The organism is Halomonas sp. 113, from assembly GCF_904067645.1.
GTDB classification, from domain to species: domain Bacteria; phylum Pseudomonadota; class Gammaproteobacteria; order Pseudomonadales; family Halomonadaceae; genus Vreelandella; species Vreelandella titanicae.
Genome location: NZ_LR881453.1, coordinates 245,759 through 261,225 on the forward strand (window position 1 = coordinate 245,759; position 15,467 = coordinate 261,225).

The 15,467-nt window shown below is 54.3% G+C and carries 16 protein-coding genes and 1 other RNA gene; 11 read left to right on the plus strand and 6 right to left on the minus strand.

Annotated elements, in window-relative coordinates:
* Positions 1-260: 260 nt before the first annotated feature.
* Both YERSI8AC_RS01345 and YERSI8AC_RS01350 read left to right on the plus strand, forming a co-directional pair.
* Positions 261-1,238 carry a TAXI family TRAP transporter solute-binding subunit gene (locus YERSI8AC_RS01345; RefSeq protein ID WP_159175942.1) on the plus strand — a complete coding sequence of 326 codons (978 nt, stop codon included), beginning with the start codon at positions 261-263 and terminating at the stop codon, positions 1,236-1,238.
* A gap of 89 nt (positions 1,239-1,327) precedes the next feature.
* Entirely contained in the window at positions 1,328-3,127 is a 1,800-nt protein-coding gene (locus YERSI8AC_RS01350) for a TRAP transporter permease (RefSeq protein WP_159175943.1), read from the plus strand.
* Between the two features lie 9 nt (positions 3,128-3,136).
* Here the strand turns inward: YERSI8AC_RS01350 and YERSI8AC_RS01355 are convergent, their stop codons facing one another.
* Both YERSI8AC_RS01355 and YERSI8AC_RS01360 read right to left on the minus strand, forming a co-directional pair.
* Complete coding sequence (locus YERSI8AC_RS01355; protein WP_159175944.1) at positions 3,137-3,694, minus strand: hypothetical protein; 558 nt, start codon at positions 3,692-3,694, stop codon at positions 3,137-3,139.
* An 86-nt stretch (positions 3,695-3,780) separates the two neighbouring features.
* Positions 3,781-4,737, minus strand: coding sequence for a calcium/sodium antiporter (locus YERSI8AC_RS01360; protein ID WP_009287904.1), 957 nt, complete (start codon positions 4,735-4,737; stop codon positions 3,781-3,783).
* 369 nt (positions 4,738-5,106) lie between these two features.
* Between YERSI8AC_RS01360 and YERSI8AC_RS01365 the strand changes: the two genes are divergently transcribed.
* The 3 genes from YERSI8AC_RS01365 to YERSI8AC_RS01375 all read left to right on the plus strand — a co-directional run bounded on the left by YERSI8AC_RS01365 (position 5,107) and on the right by YERSI8AC_RS01375 (position 6,839).
* Complete coding sequence (locus YERSI8AC_RS01365; RefSeq protein ID WP_007111857.1) at positions 5,107-5,313, plus strand: cold-shock protein; 207 nt, start codon at positions 5,107-5,109, stop codon at positions 5,311-5,313.
* Between the two features lie 267 nt (positions 5,314-5,580).
* Positions 5,581-6,282: a metal-binding protein ZinT gene (locus tag YERSI8AC_RS01370; RefSeq protein ID WP_159175945.1), complete on the plus strand. Its 702-nt coding sequence runs from the start codon at positions 5,581-5,583 to the stop codon at positions 6,280-6,282.
* A gap of 158 nt (positions 6,283-6,440) precedes the next feature.
* On the plus strand, positions 6,441-6,839 hold the full coding sequence (locus YERSI8AC_RS01375) for a lysozyme inhibitor LprI family protein (RefSeq protein WP_027958212.1): 399 nt from the start codon (positions 6,441-6,443) through the stop codon (positions 6,837-6,839).
* A 48-nt stretch (positions 6,840-6,887) separates the two neighbouring features.
* On the opposite strand, the gene YERSI8AC_RS01380 is transcribed toward YERSI8AC_RS01375, so the two are convergent.
* Positions 6,888-7,694 (minus strand): LuxR family transcriptional regulator, encoded by an 807-nt coding sequence (locus YERSI8AC_RS01380; RefSeq protein WP_236557222.1) that lies wholly within the window; start codon positions 7,692-7,694, stop codon positions 6,888-6,890.
* 260 nt (positions 7,695-7,954) lie between these two features.
* Here YERSI8AC_RS01380 and YERSI8AC_RS01385 point away from each other — a divergent pair, with 260 nt between their 5' ends.
* From YERSI8AC_RS01385 to YERSI8AC_RS01395, 3 genes are all read left to right on the plus strand, one after another.
* A complete protein-coding gene (locus YERSI8AC_RS01385; RefSeq protein ID WP_159175947.1) occupies positions 7,955-9,331 on the plus strand; it encodes an APC family permease in 1,377 nt (458 codons plus the stop codon).
* Between the two features lie 13 nt (positions 9,332-9,344).
* Positions 9,345-10,232: a carbon-nitrogen hydrolase family protein gene (locus tag YERSI8AC_RS01390; protein WP_201304171.1), complete on the plus strand. Its 888-nt coding sequence runs from the start codon at positions 9,345-9,347 to the stop codon at positions 10,230-10,232.
* A 451-nt stretch (positions 10,233-10,683) separates the two neighbouring features.
* Positions 10,684-11,034, plus strand: coding sequence for a VOC family protein (locus YERSI8AC_RS01395; RefSeq protein WP_022520733.1), 351 nt, complete (start codon positions 10,684-10,686; stop codon positions 11,032-11,034).
* Positions 11,035-11,270: 236 nt separating this feature from the next.
* Here YERSI8AC_RS01395 and YERSI8AC_RS01400 read toward each other — a convergent pair whose 3' ends face one another.
* Positions 11,271-12,005, minus strand: a complete 735-nt coding sequence (locus tag YERSI8AC_RS01400) for an SDR family NAD(P)-dependent oxidoreductase (RefSeq protein ID WP_159175948.1) — start codon at positions 12,003-12,005, stop codon at positions 11,271-11,273.
* A 93-nt stretch (positions 12,006-12,098) separates the two neighbouring features.
* Here YERSI8AC_RS01400 and YERSI8AC_RS01405 point away from each other — a divergent pair, with 93 nt between their 5' ends.
* The 3 genes from YERSI8AC_RS01405 to YERSI8AC_RS01415 all read left to right on the plus strand — a co-directional run bounded on the left by YERSI8AC_RS01405 (position 12,099) and on the right by YERSI8AC_RS01415 (position 14,356).
* Entirely contained in the window at positions 12,099-12,473 is a 375-nt protein-coding gene (locus tag YERSI8AC_RS01405; RefSeq protein WP_159175949.1) for a winged helix-turn-helix transcriptional regulator, read from the plus strand.
* Between the two features lie 522 nt (positions 12,474-12,995).
* Positions 12,996-13,682: a response regulator transcription factor gene (locus YERSI8AC_RS01410; RefSeq protein ID WP_236557223.1), complete on the plus strand. Its 687-nt coding sequence runs from the start codon at positions 12,996-12,998 to the stop codon at positions 13,680-13,682.
* Complete coding sequence (locus YERSI8AC_RS01415) at positions 13,682-14,356, plus strand: DUF5710 domain-containing protein (protein WP_159175950.1); 675 nt, start codon at positions 13,682-13,684, stop codon at positions 14,354-14,356. The genes YERSI8AC_RS01410 and YERSI8AC_RS01415 overlap by 1 nt, the downstream gene beginning before the upstream one ends.
* A gap of 113 nt (positions 14,357-14,469) precedes the next feature.
* Here YERSI8AC_RS01415 and ssrA read toward each other — a convergent pair.
* Both ssrA and smpB read right to left on the minus strand, forming a co-directional pair.
* Positions 14,470-14,849, minus strand: a transfer-messenger RNA (tmRNA) gene (ssrA, locus tag YERSI8AC_RS01420).
* Between the two features lie 45 nt (positions 14,850-14,894).
* The gene (gene smpB, locus YERSI8AC_RS01425; protein ID WP_008958772.1) at positions 14,895-15,386 is read right to left on the minus strand and encodes an SsrA-binding protein SmpB; all 492 of its coding nucleotides are present in this window, start codon (positions 15,384-15,386) and stop codon (positions 14,895-14,897) included.
* Between the last annotated feature and the right edge of the window lie 81 nt (positions 15,387-15,467).

The window sequence follows — 15,467 nt, forward strand, 5'->3', positions numbered from 1 at the left end:
TTAATAGCGGTTTAAGAATTATACTATTGACGCATAGCATTGTTGAAAAAGATTCAGAATTTATATCTTTTTAAGCTAATATTAGATGTCAATAAAACACCCTGGAGGGCATGGGGAGGGCGACCGCGGAGAGTGCCTGTCCGAGGGCAGTCGTGCTATTTTAATGCGCGCCACGCTCTCAGCTTGGTCATATAACAACTGGGTAAGATAAAAACGAGGCCGATTAGAAGTGGCCGCTGGATACGTTGAGGAATATAACGATGCGCAATCCCTTTCGCTCCCTACACCGCACGCTTTTCGTCTCGGCTGCTACGTTAGTGCTGACAAGTGCCGCCTTCTCCGCCCACGCAGAAACGCGTGTGACCTATAAATCGGCTTCAGCGGGTACCGCCTATTATCAAATGGGCGTAGAACTCTCAGAAGCGATTCGCCAGGGAACCGATGACGCTATCATCCTTACCCTGGAAGAAAGCCAGGGTTCGGTACAGAACGTGATGGAAGTCATGGCTCGCCAGGGCAACTATGTATTTACCACGCCGCCCGCGTTAGTCGATCAGGCCATGGGTGGGGAGGGTGCCTTTGCCGAGCGTCAGAATCCGCGTTTTCAAGAGATCCGGGGGTTGTTCCCGATCCCCTCTATCACCATGCACTTTGTATTAGCGGGTGATGACGGCGTGACCGATATTTCCACGCTGGAAGGCAAGCACTTATTGATTGGTCGAGGCACCTTTGGCGCCCGTGAAGCGGCTCGTTACCTGGAACTGTTTGGCCTGGAAGAGAGCGTGAAAATTGCCGATGCAGCGATGGGCAGCGGCCCCGATGCACTTAAAAACGGCCAGATTGATGGCTTTGTGACCGCCAGTTCCTTTCCCTCACCCAATGTGATTGAGACAGCCGCCAGCATGCCGGTGACCTTGGTTAGCCTGACTGATCAACAAATCGAGCAAACGGGAGCGCCACGCCAAACGATCCCCGGCGGCACTTATCCCGGCGTGGATAAAGACGTTGAAACCACATCGCTACCGGTGATCGCCTACACCACAACGTATATGGACGATGACACCGCCTACACGCTGACCAAAACGTTTTGGGAGCGCCGCGACGCCATGGCCGAAGAGGCGGCGTGGTGGAGCAGTATTAGCCCTGATATGTTGGAAAACATGACCGGCACGCTTCACCCAGGCGCACTGCGTTACTACGAGGAAGCGGGTATCGAGGTACCTGACGCGCTGCGCTAGTCGTTTTCTTCCATTATCCATCTTCTTGCTGCCACGGTGCTTGCGCTGTGGCAGTCCTGTATTGATACAGTATTGATAGGCAGTGTGGCATGCGTGTTTTTACTTCTTCTCAGGCGTCGAGCCCTGAGGATGATCGCTCAGTAGCGCCTGGCTGGATGGCGTTAGGCGCAGTCAGTGTAATATTCCATCTTGGCTTGATTTTTTATGGCTTAACGCCTGCGCTGGTCAGCCGGCCGCTGCATATGGCGCTGCTGTTGCCATGGGTACTGATTTATATGGCCAATACACCGGCGCAGCGAGTCAGCGGCTGGCTGCTGACGGTATTGGGTGTTGCTGCCTGTGGCTATATTGCGTTTAACGAAGCTGCGCTAGCCAACCAGTACGGCTTTATTGATACCCACCTACAGATGGGGATTGGCCTGTTTTTGATTGCTCTAGCGCTTGAAGCGGCGCGCCGAGCCATCGGTTGGCCTCTGCCGTTGGTTGCCTTGCTGGCGTTGATGTATGGCGCCTTTGGTCAATATATTCCAGGCGCTTTTGGTCACCCTGGGCTGCCGCTGGCCAGTATGGTGGGTACGCTCACGATTGCCGAAGGCGGATTATGGGGTTCGCTGACGGGGGTAAGCGTCAGTGTGGTGGCGATTTTTGTGATTTTCGGCGCGGTGCTCAATGCGGGAGAGGCGGGCCAGGGCTTTATGAATCTGGCCAGTGCGGTGGCGGGGCGGCTCACCGGTGGGGCCGCTAAAGTGGCGGTGATTTCGTCGGCGCTGATGGGCTCTATCTCCGGCTCGGCGTCTGCCAACGTTGCTTCCACTGGGGCAATTACCATTCCCTCCATGGTGCGCCTGCGTTACCCGCGTTCGCTGGCGGGTGCGGTGGAAGCCGTTGCCTCCTCCGGCGGGCAAATTATGCCGCCGCTGATGGGCGCCGGGGCATTCGTGATGGTGGAACTGACGGGCACGCCCTATACCCAGATCATGGCCGCGGCGATGCTTCCAGCGGTGCTGTACTTTTTGACGGTCTGGGTGGGTATTAATGCCTATGCGACCCGGCATGATCTAAAGCCCGTGGCCGAAAGCGAGCGACCCAGCGCGAAAGAGGTGCTGATTACCTCGCTGTTTTTTGCCATCCCCTTCGTGCTGCTGTTAGAGCGCATCTTTAATGGCGGTTTTACCCCTCAGTACGCCGCCAGTGTTGCGATTTTCGCGGGCATTGCGCTGCTCTTCTTTAACGTGACGCTGCGCTTTTCGCTCCCCGGCTTTGCCACCCGTTTATCCGACGCAGTGGTCACCGCTGGGCGTCAGATTGCCGTCATTGGTTCCATTATTCTATGTGCCTCGTTGGTGGTCGGCGTGCTGTCGTTGACAGGGTTGGGCGTCAAGATCACCTCGGGCATTCTATCGCTCTCCAACGACATGCTCTGGCCAGCCTTGCTACTAACGGCGCTCGCCTGCTTGATTTTAGGCATGGAGGTGCCCACCACCGCCGCCTATGTGATTTGTGTCTCTGTCGCCGGGCCTGCCCTGACCTCGCTAGGTTTGGAACCGCTTCTGGCGCACCTTTTTGTCTTTTGGTACGCGCTGCTCTCGACGATCACGCCGCCGGTGTGTGGCGGCGTGTTCATTGCTGCGGGCATGGTGGGGGAGAACTGGCTAAAAGTCGCATTCAAAGCCATGGCGTTAGGAATAGGGCTGTATATTATTCCTCTAGCCATGGTGGCCAACCCAGAGATGATCCAACTGGCCTTCAATCCTTCCGGCGCCTTGTTGTATGCGCTAAAAGTGGCGATTGGTTTAGGGGCGATCTCTTACGGGGTGATTGCACGAAAAGCACTTTGGCAGCGGAGCGCGTTGGCCGTGGGAGGGATTATCCTGATCTTTGTGGTTTAGCCCGGTTGTTTAAGCGTCAGCGTCTAACCGTAGCGGCGAAGAGGCTGCCAGTGGAGTGGTGGCAAACATTACCCAGGTATCCAGCGCAGGCCCCAGTGATTGCACCAAACGCAGTTGCTCGGGGGCTTGGCCTAGCACCTCTTCAGCGCAAATGCCCGCCTCAAAACGTCCCGCAAGAAGCCCTTCTGCCACCGCCACTGTGGTGGGAGCGTCTATGATCTCTGTATAAGCCGTTAAGTCGGTGTAGTAGCGGGTCGCTGGTTGTAGCGCTACTTGGGTGGGGCGAACAGAGTCGCGCTGGGCAATCAGCGCCAGCGGCTTGCTGCCCGCTATAAAGGTGTCTACGGGATAGGCTCGATGCATATAGCGGCCCACGCAGTCGCTATGCGTTGCATGGGCGGTGCACTGTAGAACGTGGCTCACATGACCCGCGAGGAGCGCCTGAAAGGCCGCCTCAAACTGGCTAAACAGAGTCACGCTGCCTTCGCCTGAGCAACGCATTCTGAGATAGCGCTTGGCAATCAGTTCATGGTTATTGCCACTAGGCCCCAAGGTTGCAATGTGCACGGTGACGTTTCTCCACGATAAACAATCAAGTCATTGAGCCAAAAACGATGGGGTTTTGGCTCAGCGCAATCAACGATTAGGCCATCTCAAAAGATCGTAAAGCTTAACGCTATATAAGCGGCATAGCCTGCAAGCAGTGCGGCTCCCTCCCAGCGCGACAGGCGCATACCGGTATACAAAAACAGCACCAGTATGCCAGCGGCTCCCAGCATTACCCATTGGTCAAACAGGGCCACGCGTGGCGCAAGGGGTAGCGGCTGTAAAAACGCGGAGATACCCAGGATGCCTAACAGGTTGAAAATATTGCTGCCCAGAATATTCCCGATGGCAACATCCGCATGACGTCGTAACGCAGCAACCACCGACACGGCCATCTCCGGCAGTGAGGTACCAACGGCGACGATGGTTAAACCGATGACTGCTTCGGAAATGCCCATGGCCTGTGCCAACCCAATGGCGCCATATAAGAGTAGCTGTGACCCGCCAATCAGCATGCCCAAGCCAATCACTAACGCTACGACGATCATCCAGCCTGTAGTGGGTAGTTTGGTCATCTCCTCCGCTTCTGAAGCGTGCATTTCTGCCGCGGGAATGTGCTGACGGCTTTCACTTAAGTAGGCCCAAACAAGATAGCCGACCAGGCCCGCTATAAAAATTGCTGCATCGATGCGACCCAGTGCGCCGCCGAAGGAGAGCCCAATAAACAGCAGGCTGGCCAACACCACGACCAGCCCATCCCGGCGCAGTGCTAAAGGCTGAACCACCATTGGGCAAATAACCGCGCATAGGCCTAGAATCAATAAGATATTGCCGATATTGCTGCCCACGATGTTGCCAACCGCAATGTCAGGCTGCTGGTTAATCGCGGCATCAATCGAGACGACAAGTTCAGGGGCCGAGGTGCCAAAACCAACCACTACCAACCCTGTTAACAGTGGCGAGACGCCGACTCTTCGCGCACCCGCCACCGCGCCGCGGATAAGCGACTCCCCTCCAAGTGTCAAAAGGGCGATACCCGCCAATAAACTAAGTCCGTATAGCATGTTGAAACCTCTTCCAGAATGCTCACCAGGACGCGAATGAAGCGAGTTTTAGCGAGCAAGCAAAGCGCGCCAGGCGGTCGGATTAGTAGTGCCTGGCTCATTGGCAAGATTAAGGCTATTTTTGCGAATTTGCGCGGTTTTTAAACGGCTATAAGAGGCAGAACAACAAATTAAAAAGCACAAAGGCTTTGACCTGCGACTGCCCACGTGGCAGGATGTCGGCAGTTAGTAAGTTAGCAAGCAAGCATGGTTCCAGAAACATTCGAATTCTTTCGGTAGTCTGTAATTGTATTCCTTGTTCTACTCACTATTTATCTGGGTAATACCAGGATTTCTACAATTCGCGACTTGCGAAAAGGATTTAATATCATGGCAACTGGCACAGTTAAGTGGTTCAACGATTCTAAAGGTTTCGGTTTCATTGCTCCTTCTGACGGCAGCGATGACGTTTTTGCTCATTTTTCTGAAATTCAGTCTGATGGCTTCAAAACTCTGCCTGAAGGCGCTAACGTCTCTTTTGACGTTACCCAAGGTCAGAAAGGCCTTCAAGCTTCAAACATTAAGCTGCTTTCTTAATCCTAGCGATTATTTAAGTTCTCGAATCGTTTAGATTCGATGATCGGGCCCCGCTTAGGCGGGGCCCGATGCGTTTGTGCCTGCCAAAAAATATTTTCCATCAAGCACAGCTGCGCCTGTTATTAGATCAGCAAAAGCTCTGCGATCAATCCCTTAGCTTTATAGGTGTTTATTCGCGTAATGTAAAAAACGAGCTTGATTGGTTGGTATGTTATATTGTATCTTTTTTGGCGACTTGTTTCACGAGCAGCCAAAGGAAAACCGAATATGACACCATTGCCACTTAAGGCCGCCAGCGCGCTTGTATTGAGTGCACTGATACTAACGGGCGTTCAAGGCGTTAGCGCCAGCGAGCATGATCACGACCATACTCATAACGACCACGACCACGACCACGACCACGACCACGACCACGACCACGACCACGATAGCGATAGCGATATCTACTCGGGCTATTTTGATGACGACCAGGTTGAGGATCGCGCGCTATCTGACTGGGAGGGTGATTGGCAGTCCGTTTATCCCTACCTACAAGATGGCACCCTTGACGAAGTGTTTGCGCATAAAGCAGAAAATGGCGACAAGACCGCCGAAGAGTATAAAGCGTATTACGATACCGGTTATCAAACGGATGTAGAGCGTATCGTTATTGATGGAAGCGACGTCACTTTCTTTGAAAATGGCCAAGAGCGCACGGGTGAATACCAATACGATGGCTATGAAATTTTAACTTACCAAGCCGGTAACCGGGGTGTGCGGTTCATCTACGCGCTTGAAGAAGCATCCGATGATCTACCCCAGTACATCCAATTTAGTGACCACAGTATTTACCCCACCGATGCGCATCACTTCCATCTCTATTGGGGCGATGACCGTGAGGCGCTGTTAGAAGAAGTTACCAACTGGCCGACTTATTACCCATACGAGTTGAGCGGTGAAGAGATTGTCGAAGAGATGATTGCGCACTAGCGGTTACCGCGTAAGCGAAAAACATCTTTTGATGTGTACCTAGAAAGCGCTGGCCGAGATGCCAGCGCTTTGCTTTATTAGTACAGGGTAAATACAGCTTCGTGGACATGTGCTAACTTTTTCCGGTTCGGATTTAACCAGCATCAAGAGGTGTCACTATGCGCTTATCGTCTCTCTTTCTGAGTGTCGGGTTTTTGCTATCAAATAGCTTTGCTACCGCGGATGATTCGTGTGCTAGCGCCAATACGCAAACCGAGCTAAACCAGTGCACGGCGCAGGCCTATCAAGCGGCGGATGATGAGCTCAACGCGGTTTACCAAACCGTTGTTAGCCGTCTGGAGGACAATTCAGCGTCACTCGAAAAGCTCAGAGCGGCGCAGCGGGCGTGGATCGGCTTTCGTGATGCTGAGTGCGCGTTTGAAAGTAGTGCTGTGGAAGGCGGTAGCGCCCAACCCATGGTGCGTAACGGCTGTCTGGAAACGCTGACAGCGGAACGTACCGAGCAACTGCGTGAGCATGCTAGTTGTGAAGAGGGCGATCTCAGCTGCTCTCGGTAAACGGCGGTCAAGCGCTAGAATGCAAACCGTTGCCCCGAGGTAAAGGTGTCATCCGTGCTCGGTCAGCCGAGCGAACAGCGGCATAAGCAGCGCGAACAGCTCCGCCTGGGAGGAGATGCAGCACTTGGCGTAGAGTTGGCGGCGGAAGACCTTAACTGTCTGAAGGCTGACGCCCAGGTGTAGGCTGATCGATAGGGATGAGTGGCCTCTTAGAATAAACAGCGCCACCTCTGCCTGGCGCGGGCTTAGCCGGATGCTGTGTTGCTGATTCAGCGTCTCTCTCAGGCGTTCCTCTAAAGGGGCTGGTGCCGCTTTCATCACATCGTCAGAGCGGTAATCTTGCCAGTGTTTTTTCAGCAACGAGCTAAGGGTTAACTCGTACTGTTGCAGAACCTCAAGCTCACGCCTGTTAAAGGGCTTACCACTGGAACGATCCCTACCGAAACAAGCGGTTATCGTATCACTCTCAGTGATATTGGCGAAAACCGCTACTTCATCCAGTAGTGTGGTCTGCTGGTAGTAATTCTTATAGTAATGCGTGCGTCGAAAGTGATCGGGCGCTATATCCCTCAATCGGCGTATACCCTGAACACCGCCTCTGAGGTGCTCGCGGTAAAACGGATCCAGCAGGTAATCTCCCCCTAGATATTGGCTATCCATCGGTAGATAAACGACAGGGTCGGTGTATTCCCGATAGATCACCGCTGGCCGGTGTTCGCCGTGATAAGCGATGATGATCAAGTTATCGAATGCCGCTAGACGTTTCACCAATGTGGAGAAGTGTTGAGGCAACGCAGGGGTCGCCAACGCCATGAGGGTATTGGCCAGTACTTCGTCAATTTCGCTATGAGTCACCAATTCCACATCCGCAGGCCCATACCACGCTGGGGTTATATACGATCCGATGAGCTGCCAATACCGTTCTAGATAGGTTGGCTACTAGGCACCTCAGTCTAGCTGGACAGCTGCAACGCCAGCAACTGAGGGTTATTAGCCGATCATTAACGGTAGCAAGCTGGTCTAGCCTCGGCGGCTGGCTTGATAAACCACCTCTTCGTTTTGCGCCGGCTCAGCGATTGCCCGCTGTCGGTTCCAACGTTTCCTGGAGATGGATCATGACGGATAACAATATCAAACTGGAAAGAACCCTATCCCTAAAAGCCGTGGTGTTGTTTGGCCTTGCCTACATGACGCCATTGATCGTGCTGGGCACTTTCGGTGTGATTGCCAGCACTAGCAATGGCGCCGTACCCACTGCTTACCTCATCACTACCGTTGCCATGCTATTCACGGCATACAGCTACGGCATTATGGCGCGTACTTATCCGGTAGCCGGGTCTGCCTATACTTACGCACGCAGAGCCATCGACTCGCGGGTTGGCTTCATGGTGGGATGGAGCGTGCTGCTGGATTATTTCTTCCTGCCGATGGTGATTTGGTTGATCGGCGCTGCTTATTTGAACGCGCGCTTTCCTGAAGTGCCGAGCTGGATATTCCTGCTCGGCTTCATCGGTATCACCACCTTCTTGAATATCTACGGCATCAAGCTCGCGTCCAAAGTGAACTCGTTGTTGATGGTCTTCCAAATACTGGTGATCGCGTTCTTCGTACTGCTTTCAATTCGTCACGTATTTGCGACCGGTGGCGCTGATTCGCTTTTTAGCCTGGGGCCGTTCTTGGGTGAAGAGGCTGGTTTCACTGCGATTGCCGCGGGCGCCGCGGTGGCCGCTTACTCTTTTCTTGGCTTTGATGCCGTCACCACGCTGACCGAGGAGACCATCGAGCCAAAGCGTAATATTCCCAGAGCCATCATGCTGACTGCACTGATCGGTGGCGGTATCTACGTGCTGGTAGGTTACACAACTCAACTGGTTCACCCAGGTGGCAGTTTCGTAAATGCTGACTCCGCTGCCTTCGAGATTGCTACAACCATCGGTGCGGATCTCTTCGGGGCTATCTTTCTGGCCGGTATGGTGCTCGCTCAATTCACGTCTGGCCTGGCCGCCCAAGCGAGTGCCTCTCGGCTGCTGTTTGCCATGGGGCGGGACGCAGTACTGCCGCCTAAGCTGTTCGGTGCGCTGCACGCGCGTTTCCACACGCCAGTGTTCAACATCGTCCTCACGGGTGCTATCGGCATCATTGCCTTGTTCCTTGATGTGTTATCTGCCGCCTCGTTTATCAACTTCGGTGCCTTTATCGCCTTCACGATGGTGAACCTGTCAGTGATCTTTCTGGTCAGCAAAGACGCCGATGCAAAGCGCCAGTATGGTGTGATTAGAGGGATGCTGGTGCCGCTCATCGGTGCCCTGGTTAACCTTTGGCTGATGAGTAAACTGGATATCAACGCTTTTATTCTTGGCCTGATCTGGCTTTCCATCGGTCTCGCACAGCTGGCCTATCTGACCCGATTCTTCCGTCGCGAGCCGCCGGAAGTGGCCTTTGATGACTCAGAGCCCGAGTCAACAATCGCCTCGGTAAAAGCGTCCCTTTAAACGGAGATCCACTATGTCCAGAAATTTGCCTGTCCTTGTGGTGCAGGAAGCCTCGCGACCGCACGGCACTGACTCCGAACTGCTGGACTTCGAGGCCGAGCTGGCGGTACATCTGAGCGATTTCGGTGCTGATTTTGAACAGCCAAGGATGGTGGTTTATCCAGAACTCCATTTATGCGGTGCCACGGGTACGCCTCAGCAGCGCAGGGAGCAACTGGAAGCCGCTGCTGAACCGATCGATGGCCCCCGTGACCAGCACTTATCACGTATCGCCCGCAACCTGGGAGTATGGCTGCTGCCCGGCACAGTATGCGAGCGGGGAGAGGACGGGCACCTGTACAACACCGCGCCGGTGTATTCGCCCGAAGGTGAGCGAGTGGCCGCCTACCGTAAGTGTTTCCCCTGGCGGCCTTACGAGCCTTATCAGCCGGGAGATCGCTTTGAAGTGTTCGAAGTGCCGGGCATAGGCCGGGTCGGCCTGGCCATCTGCTACGACATCTGGTTTCCCGAGATGGTGCGTCAGCTAGCGTGGCTGGGGGCGGAGGTGATCATCAACCAAGTGGCCACCACCACCTGCGACCGCGCCCAGGAGCAAATCCTTGTGCAGGCCAATGCTATTTTCAACCAAGTGTATATGGTGAGCGCCAATTCAGCCGCGCCTGCGGGGGAAGGCCAGAGTTTGATCGTCGATCCCGAAGGCCGTATCCGCGCGAGGATGTCCGGCGCTACCCCGGGCACTCTTACCGATGTACTCAACCTGGATGAGGTTAAGCGGGTGCGTACCTTCGGCACTGCGGGGTTGAACCGTATGTGGTCTCAGTTCCGAGACGATGACCCAGTGCTGGAATTACCCATGTATGAAGGCCGCATTGATCCACGTAAGTGGAGGGGAAAACGGTAAGCAGTCGACCACCACTATCTCCAATCCCGCGTTATTCCCACCCCGTGCAACGATGCCATCACCCAGGTGATGGTTGTTGCCTGCAATAAGCTAATTGCTGATATAGCTGAGCAGCTAACCCGCCCAGCGTTAACGTTACTTCTTCCCGCATCTGCGTCTGAGTATCCCAACCCGTTTGCGTCCTCGCAAGGGCAACGAATGGGCGCGGATATCGCGTTTACTGAGAGCTTTTTTTATCCCTAGCAGCTCCTGCTTAACTGACAGCGTCGGCGTTGAAAGCCTAAAGCTAAGATAGTCAACCGTCTTAAGAAGCCTGTGCTAATCTGGATTGGGTATGTGAATCAGTTAAAGCAGCAAGACAGGTAAACCGCCCAAGGCGGAGGTGCCGGGTAATGCAGCAGACGCGCGAATACCTGTTAGAGCGAGTTGAGTTCAACCTTTTGGAGCCAGAATGATAGTAAAACGCATAGTCTCCAATATCGCGGCAGCTAACCCATCAGAAGCAGAGAGGTTCTATGCGGACATCTTTGGGCTCAAGGTTGTGATGGATCATGGGTGGATAAGGACCTATAGCTCGGGCGAGGAAATGACCACTCAGGTAAGCGTGGCGTCGGAAGGTGGCTCTGGCACGCCAGTCCCTGATCTCTCTATAGAAGTCGATAACTTGGAGGTTGCTTTGGAGAGAGTGACAGGCGGAAATATTGCAATTGAGTACGGACCAGTAAGTGAGCCATGGGGTGTCCGCCGGTTTTATGTACGAGATCCATTCGGGAAGCTCATTAATGTCTTACAGCACGAGTAATCCTCGAGGATTCTCTAACAATGCGCGTCACTCGGATGCCCTTGTCTCCGCTTCGCTGCGCCAAGGCCACCGGTGCGCTCTGCGTTATGTGTAAGGGAAACCAAAATTAAAGGGGTCAGATCGATTTTATTTTGATCCATGTAAATGGGGCAGGTTGATTTGTTTTAACCAAGCTGGCTGATTTAAAATCTATCTGACCCCTTTTGGTTCATTGCCTCCCGTTCTCCGCCTAGCCCCTAAACCTGCGCGTAGCCCCCGTCAACGAACACCTCGCTTCCTGTCATAAAGCTGCTATCGTCGGACGCCAGGAACGCCACCGCGCCTGCGGTTTCTTGGGGATCGCCCAGACGCTCAAGGGGTACGCTCCGTTTCATCTCGCTCAGGGCGTCGGATGGGAGCAATTCGATTAACTTGTCTGTTTTGGTTGGGCCAGGAGACATGACGTTCACGCGAATGCCGGTGCCCCTGAGATCATGGGCCCAACTGCGCGCCAGGTTTCGGACGGCCGCCTTGGAGGCGCTGTAGATGCTCATGGCGGGGGTTCCCATGCTGCCGACCGTGGAACCGGTGAGGATGATGGAGCCGCCGTTCGTCATCAGGGGAAGGGCCTTCTGGACGGTGAAGAGGGTGCCTTTGACGTTGATGTCGAAGATGTAGTCGTAGTGCTCCTCGGTGATCTGTCCCAGGCTGGCGAATTCGCCGACGCCCGCGTTGGCCACCAGTACGTCCAGGTGTCCTTTTTCTTTCTGGATCGTTTCGAAGACGCGGTCGAGATCCTCTGGCTTTGTCACATCCGCCTGGACGCCCTGGGCGCTAGATCCCAGTGCCTCAGCCGCGTTGTCGAGGACGTCCTGGCGCCGTCCGGCGATAAAGACGAAGGCGCCTTCGTCGATGAGGCGTTGGGCCGAGGCCAGGCCGATGCCGCTGGCTCCGCCTGTGATCAGTGCGATTTTACCGTTTAGCCGACTCATGGTTGGGTCTCCGTGTGTATTGACTCGGTTCGCTTTTACGGTATATACCCACTTACAAATGTTCAAGTATGCACCTTTTGGTAAGTATCCGTTATGGCGAAAGAAAACACAGAAAACTCAGCAAACCCACGTTTCATTTGCGGCCTGCATGCGACGCTGCACGTGATCTCCGGGAAGTGGAAGCCTTTGATTCTGTTCTTTTTAAACAAGGGCCCGACGCGTTACGGCGAGCTCAAGCGAAGCGTCCGGGGCGTGAGCGACAAAATGTTGATCCAGCAGTTGAAGGAGCTCGAGTCCGACGGCATCGTCCAGCGAACCGACTATGGAGAGATCCCACTGCGCGTCGACTACTCGCTGACGCCCTTCGGGGCAAGTCTGGTGCGGGCCATGGAGCCGCTTTGCGGCTGGGGCGAAGAGCACGAAGAGGACATTGCCGCGGCGATGGAACGCCGGAAAACTAGCCGGTAGGAAGCGAAGCCGGTTGGTGGACAGGCACCCAATCATGCCATCCGGCGAGTCCTCCGGGTAAACCCGCACATTCAGTGTTCTGGTTCGTAGCGCCATGGGTTCTGTTGGTGCAAAGTATCAGGGAGTCGGCATTCGCTATCGGGTGCCAAAACAATGGGTGAACGGGCCCATAACCAGGCGGTCAACCGGACACCATATCCCTTGCGGGCTATGGTTCCCTACGCTCCGCTTCGGTGACGGTTACAGCTAGCGTTAGGCGAATCGTACCGCGGCCGCGCTCCAGTAGCTCATCCCCGCGGCTGCTTGAAGCCGACCGTATCGTGCTGCAGTTCCCCATTATTCCACGCCGTCGCTGCTAAAAGCCTGGCAGGATGCTGTGTTGACGCGCATGTTCGAAGGCACGCCGCTAATGGTGGCCGCAACGGCTTCTTGCTGGGGATGCAATGTTGTCGCAACCTAGTGTGTCGCGTTTACAGCCGTCCTCGCCCTGGCAAGCGTTCGGCGGCGTCGATATGAGGGGCTATGGTGAGAATTTTACTGGTCGAGGACGAGCTTCAATTGGCTGAGACGTTGCGCGCTGTGTTGGAGCGGGAGCGCTTCGTCGTCGACCATGCCGACCGGTTGGCTACCGCGCGCGAGGCGTTGATGCTTGCTTCCTTCGACTTGGTCTTGCTAGACCGCACCCTGCCGGACGGGGATGGGCTGTCCCTCGTTCCTGCCATGCGTGCGAGTAACCCCGGTCTTCCTATCATCGTGCTCAGCGCGAGCGGGGAGGTTTCTGACCGTGTCGTGGGTCTCGATGAAGGTGCCGATGACTACCTCATCAAGCCGTTCTCACTCGACGAAATGTTAGCGCGCATTCGCGCAATACGGCGGCGCCCTGCCGATCTGGCCGGTGAGGAGATCCACGCGGGCTCCCTCGTCTTCGATCTCTCGAACGAGGGGGTAACGGTGGCAGGAGTGCGTATGGAACTCCCACGCCGTGAACTGCGTGTGCTCGCGGCACTGATGAAGCGACGCGGCAGAACAGTGCTGCGCGAGTCGCTGGAGCAGGCAGTTTTCGGTTTCGATGACGAGGTGCAATCGAATACGCTGGACTCGCATATCTCAAGGCTTCGCCGGAAGCTGAGCGAAGCCGGGGCATCTTCAATACGTGAGCACAAACATGAGACGATCATTCGATTCGGAAATCGATATGGATATTGTTGATGGCAAGAATTGATCTTGATGTCCCTTTTTCTCAAAAGGATGAAGCAAAGTCTCTCGGCGCGCGATGGGATCCGCAGGCGAAGGTGTGGTATATCCCTGACGGGGCTGAAGTCGGCCCGCTGGCACGGTGGTTGCCGATACCCGATGACATCGAACTAGAACACGAGCCTGAGTTTTGTGTCAGATCGCCCTACTACTACGTGATGGAGTCGGTATCCGATTGTTGGAAATGCAAGGCCCTGACTCGTGTTTTCTCATTCAAACTTCCCGAGGAACATGAAGAGTTTCAGTACTTTGAGGACGAAGAAGAGGAGTTCGCGCTCACTAGGAATTTAGGCGAATGGCAAAGCTACGGCCTTCGAAGCACTGTGTCGAACGTTCATAAGCTCTCCCCTCGTGTAGTGAAAAAAATTCGTCGATTCACTGAGAGCTTCAAGTTGGCATACAGCAAAACAGCTGGAGCCAGATACTTCATGAATCACTGCCAACATTGCGGGGCGAAGCTTGGAGACTTTTTCATGCACAGTGAGCCAGGTGGAGCCTTCTTTCCAACGTCACCAGCACAAGCCAATAAAATGACCCTCTTCAGGATCAATGAACGGTTTGATGCGAATTGCGGGTTAGGCTATGCATCGGACGATTTTATGGAATACATGCAGATAGTGGATAAGTAAAATATAAATCAGAAATGTTGACCAAAAAGCTGACCACACTATGCCTAAACAGGCCCTTTTCAGCCCACAGGCACAAAAAAAGCACCCGTAGGTGCTTGATTTGTATAGTAAGGTGGTGGAGGCGGCGGGAATTGAACCCGCGTCCGCCAGCACGCGCCTATTGGCTCTACATGCTTAGATTTCGTCATTTGATTTAACGCAACTGACTCCGACGATCAGGATTCAGCCACGCGAGTCTTCTAAAGTTTAGCGCTTGGCGAGAAGACACCACCAAACGCGATCCTATCAGCTTTAGCTCGTATCCCCTCAGCGATGAATAGGCACATCACCTTGGGGCCAGACAAGAAGCTAACAGTGTTTAAGCTGCTAGCGCGCCTTGAGCGTAGTTTTCGTCATTTGCGACTATTTTTCGTGATGTGGGATTTACGAGATACATCACGCTCTCGGCATGCACCGCAAGGGTTGTCACCGGCGTCGAAACCATGTCGCCCCCTTATTTCAGTTGAGCATTCTAACGTGCTCACACCTGATTGACCAGTTATGCCTTGTTATGTTCCCGCATAATTCGACCTTTTTGGCGGCTCCAGTCGCGATCTTTTTCTGTTGCGCGTTTGTCATGCAGCTGTTTACCGGTCACTAGCGCCAGCTCGCACTTCACTTTATTGCGTTTCCAGTAAAGCTTGAGGGGCACACAGGTGTGGCCTTTGTCCTGGGTGATCGAAAAGATTTTGGCGATCTCTTTGCGATGCAGCAGCAGTTTGCGGGTGCGCGTCGGGTCAGCAATCTCGTGTGTGCTCGCAGTATTCAGCGGCATGATATGACTACCCAGCAGAAACGCTTCGCCGTTACGAACCAAAATATAGGTATCGGTGAGCTGAGCCTTACCGGCGCGCAGGCTCTTCACTTCCCAGCCAGCGAGCGATAGCCCCGCCTCGAAGGTCTCATCGATATGGTACTCAAACCGTGCCTTCTTGTTTTGGGCAATAACGCTGCTACCGGGGCCCTTACTGTTACCTTTCTTAGTGGCCATGGAACCTCATAATTAATCTGTCAGTGGCTTCCCCTTCGTTATTTGGGGAGGCGTGATACCATTTAGGGTCTGAAAAATGTT

Bases quoted from the DNA above. Each gene is read 5' to 3' on its own strand.
- YERSI8AC_RS01350 (WP_159175943.1), top strand. From the start codon at position 1,328: ATGCGTGTTTTTACTTCTTCTCAGGCGTCGAGCCCTGAGGATGATCGC.
- YERSI8AC_RS01395 (WP_022520733.1), top strand. From the start codon at position 10,684: ATGATAGTAAAACGCATAGTCTCCAATATCGCGGCAGCTAACCCATCA.
- YERSI8AC_RS01360 (WP_009287904.1), bottom strand. From the start codon at position 4,737: ATGCTATACGGACTTAGTTTATTGGCGGGTATCGCCCTTTTGACACTT.
- YERSI8AC_RS01365 (WP_007111857.1), top strand. From the start codon at position 5,107: ATGGCAACTGGCACAGTTAAGTGGTTCAACGATTCTAAAGGTTTCGGT.
- smpB (WP_008958772.1), bottom strand. From the start codon at position 15,386: ATGGCCACTAAGAAAGGTAACAGTAAGGGCCCCGGTAGCAGCGTTATT.
- YERSI8AC_RS01375 (WP_027958212.1), top strand. From the start codon at position 6,441: ATGCGCTTATCGTCTCTCTTTCTGAGTGTCGGGTTTTTGCTATCAAAT.
- YERSI8AC_RS01390 (WP_201304171.1), top strand. From the start codon at position 9,345: ATGTCCAGAAATTTGCCTGTCCTTGTGGTGCAGGAAGCCTCGCGACCG.
- YERSI8AC_RS01345 (WP_159175942.1), top strand. From the start codon at position 261: ATGCGCAATCCCTTTCGCTCCCTACACCGCACGCTTTTCGTCTCGGCT.
- YERSI8AC_RS01400 (WP_159175948.1), bottom strand. From the start codon at position 12,005: ATGAGTCGGCTAAACGGTAAAATCGCACTGATCACAGGCGGAGCCAGC.
- YERSI8AC_RS01405 (WP_159175949.1), top strand. From the start codon at position 12,099: ATGGCGAAAGAAAACACAGAAAACTCAGCAAACCCACGTTTCATTTGC.
- YERSI8AC_RS01410 (WP_236557223.1), top strand. From the start codon at position 12,996: ATGGTGAGAATTTTACTGGTCGAGGACGAGCTTCAATTGGCTGAGACG.
- YERSI8AC_RS01415 (WP_159175950.1), top strand. From the start codon at position 13,682: ATGGCAAGAATTGATCTTGATGTCCCTTTTTCTCAAAAGGATGAAGCA.
- YERSI8AC_RS01385 (WP_159175947.1), top strand. From the start codon at position 7,955: ATGACGGATAACAATATCAAACTGGAAAGAACCCTATCCCTAAAAGCC.
- YERSI8AC_RS01370 (WP_159175945.1), top strand. From the start codon at position 5,581: ATGACACCATTGCCACTTAAGGCCGCCAGCGCGCTTGTATTGAGTGCA.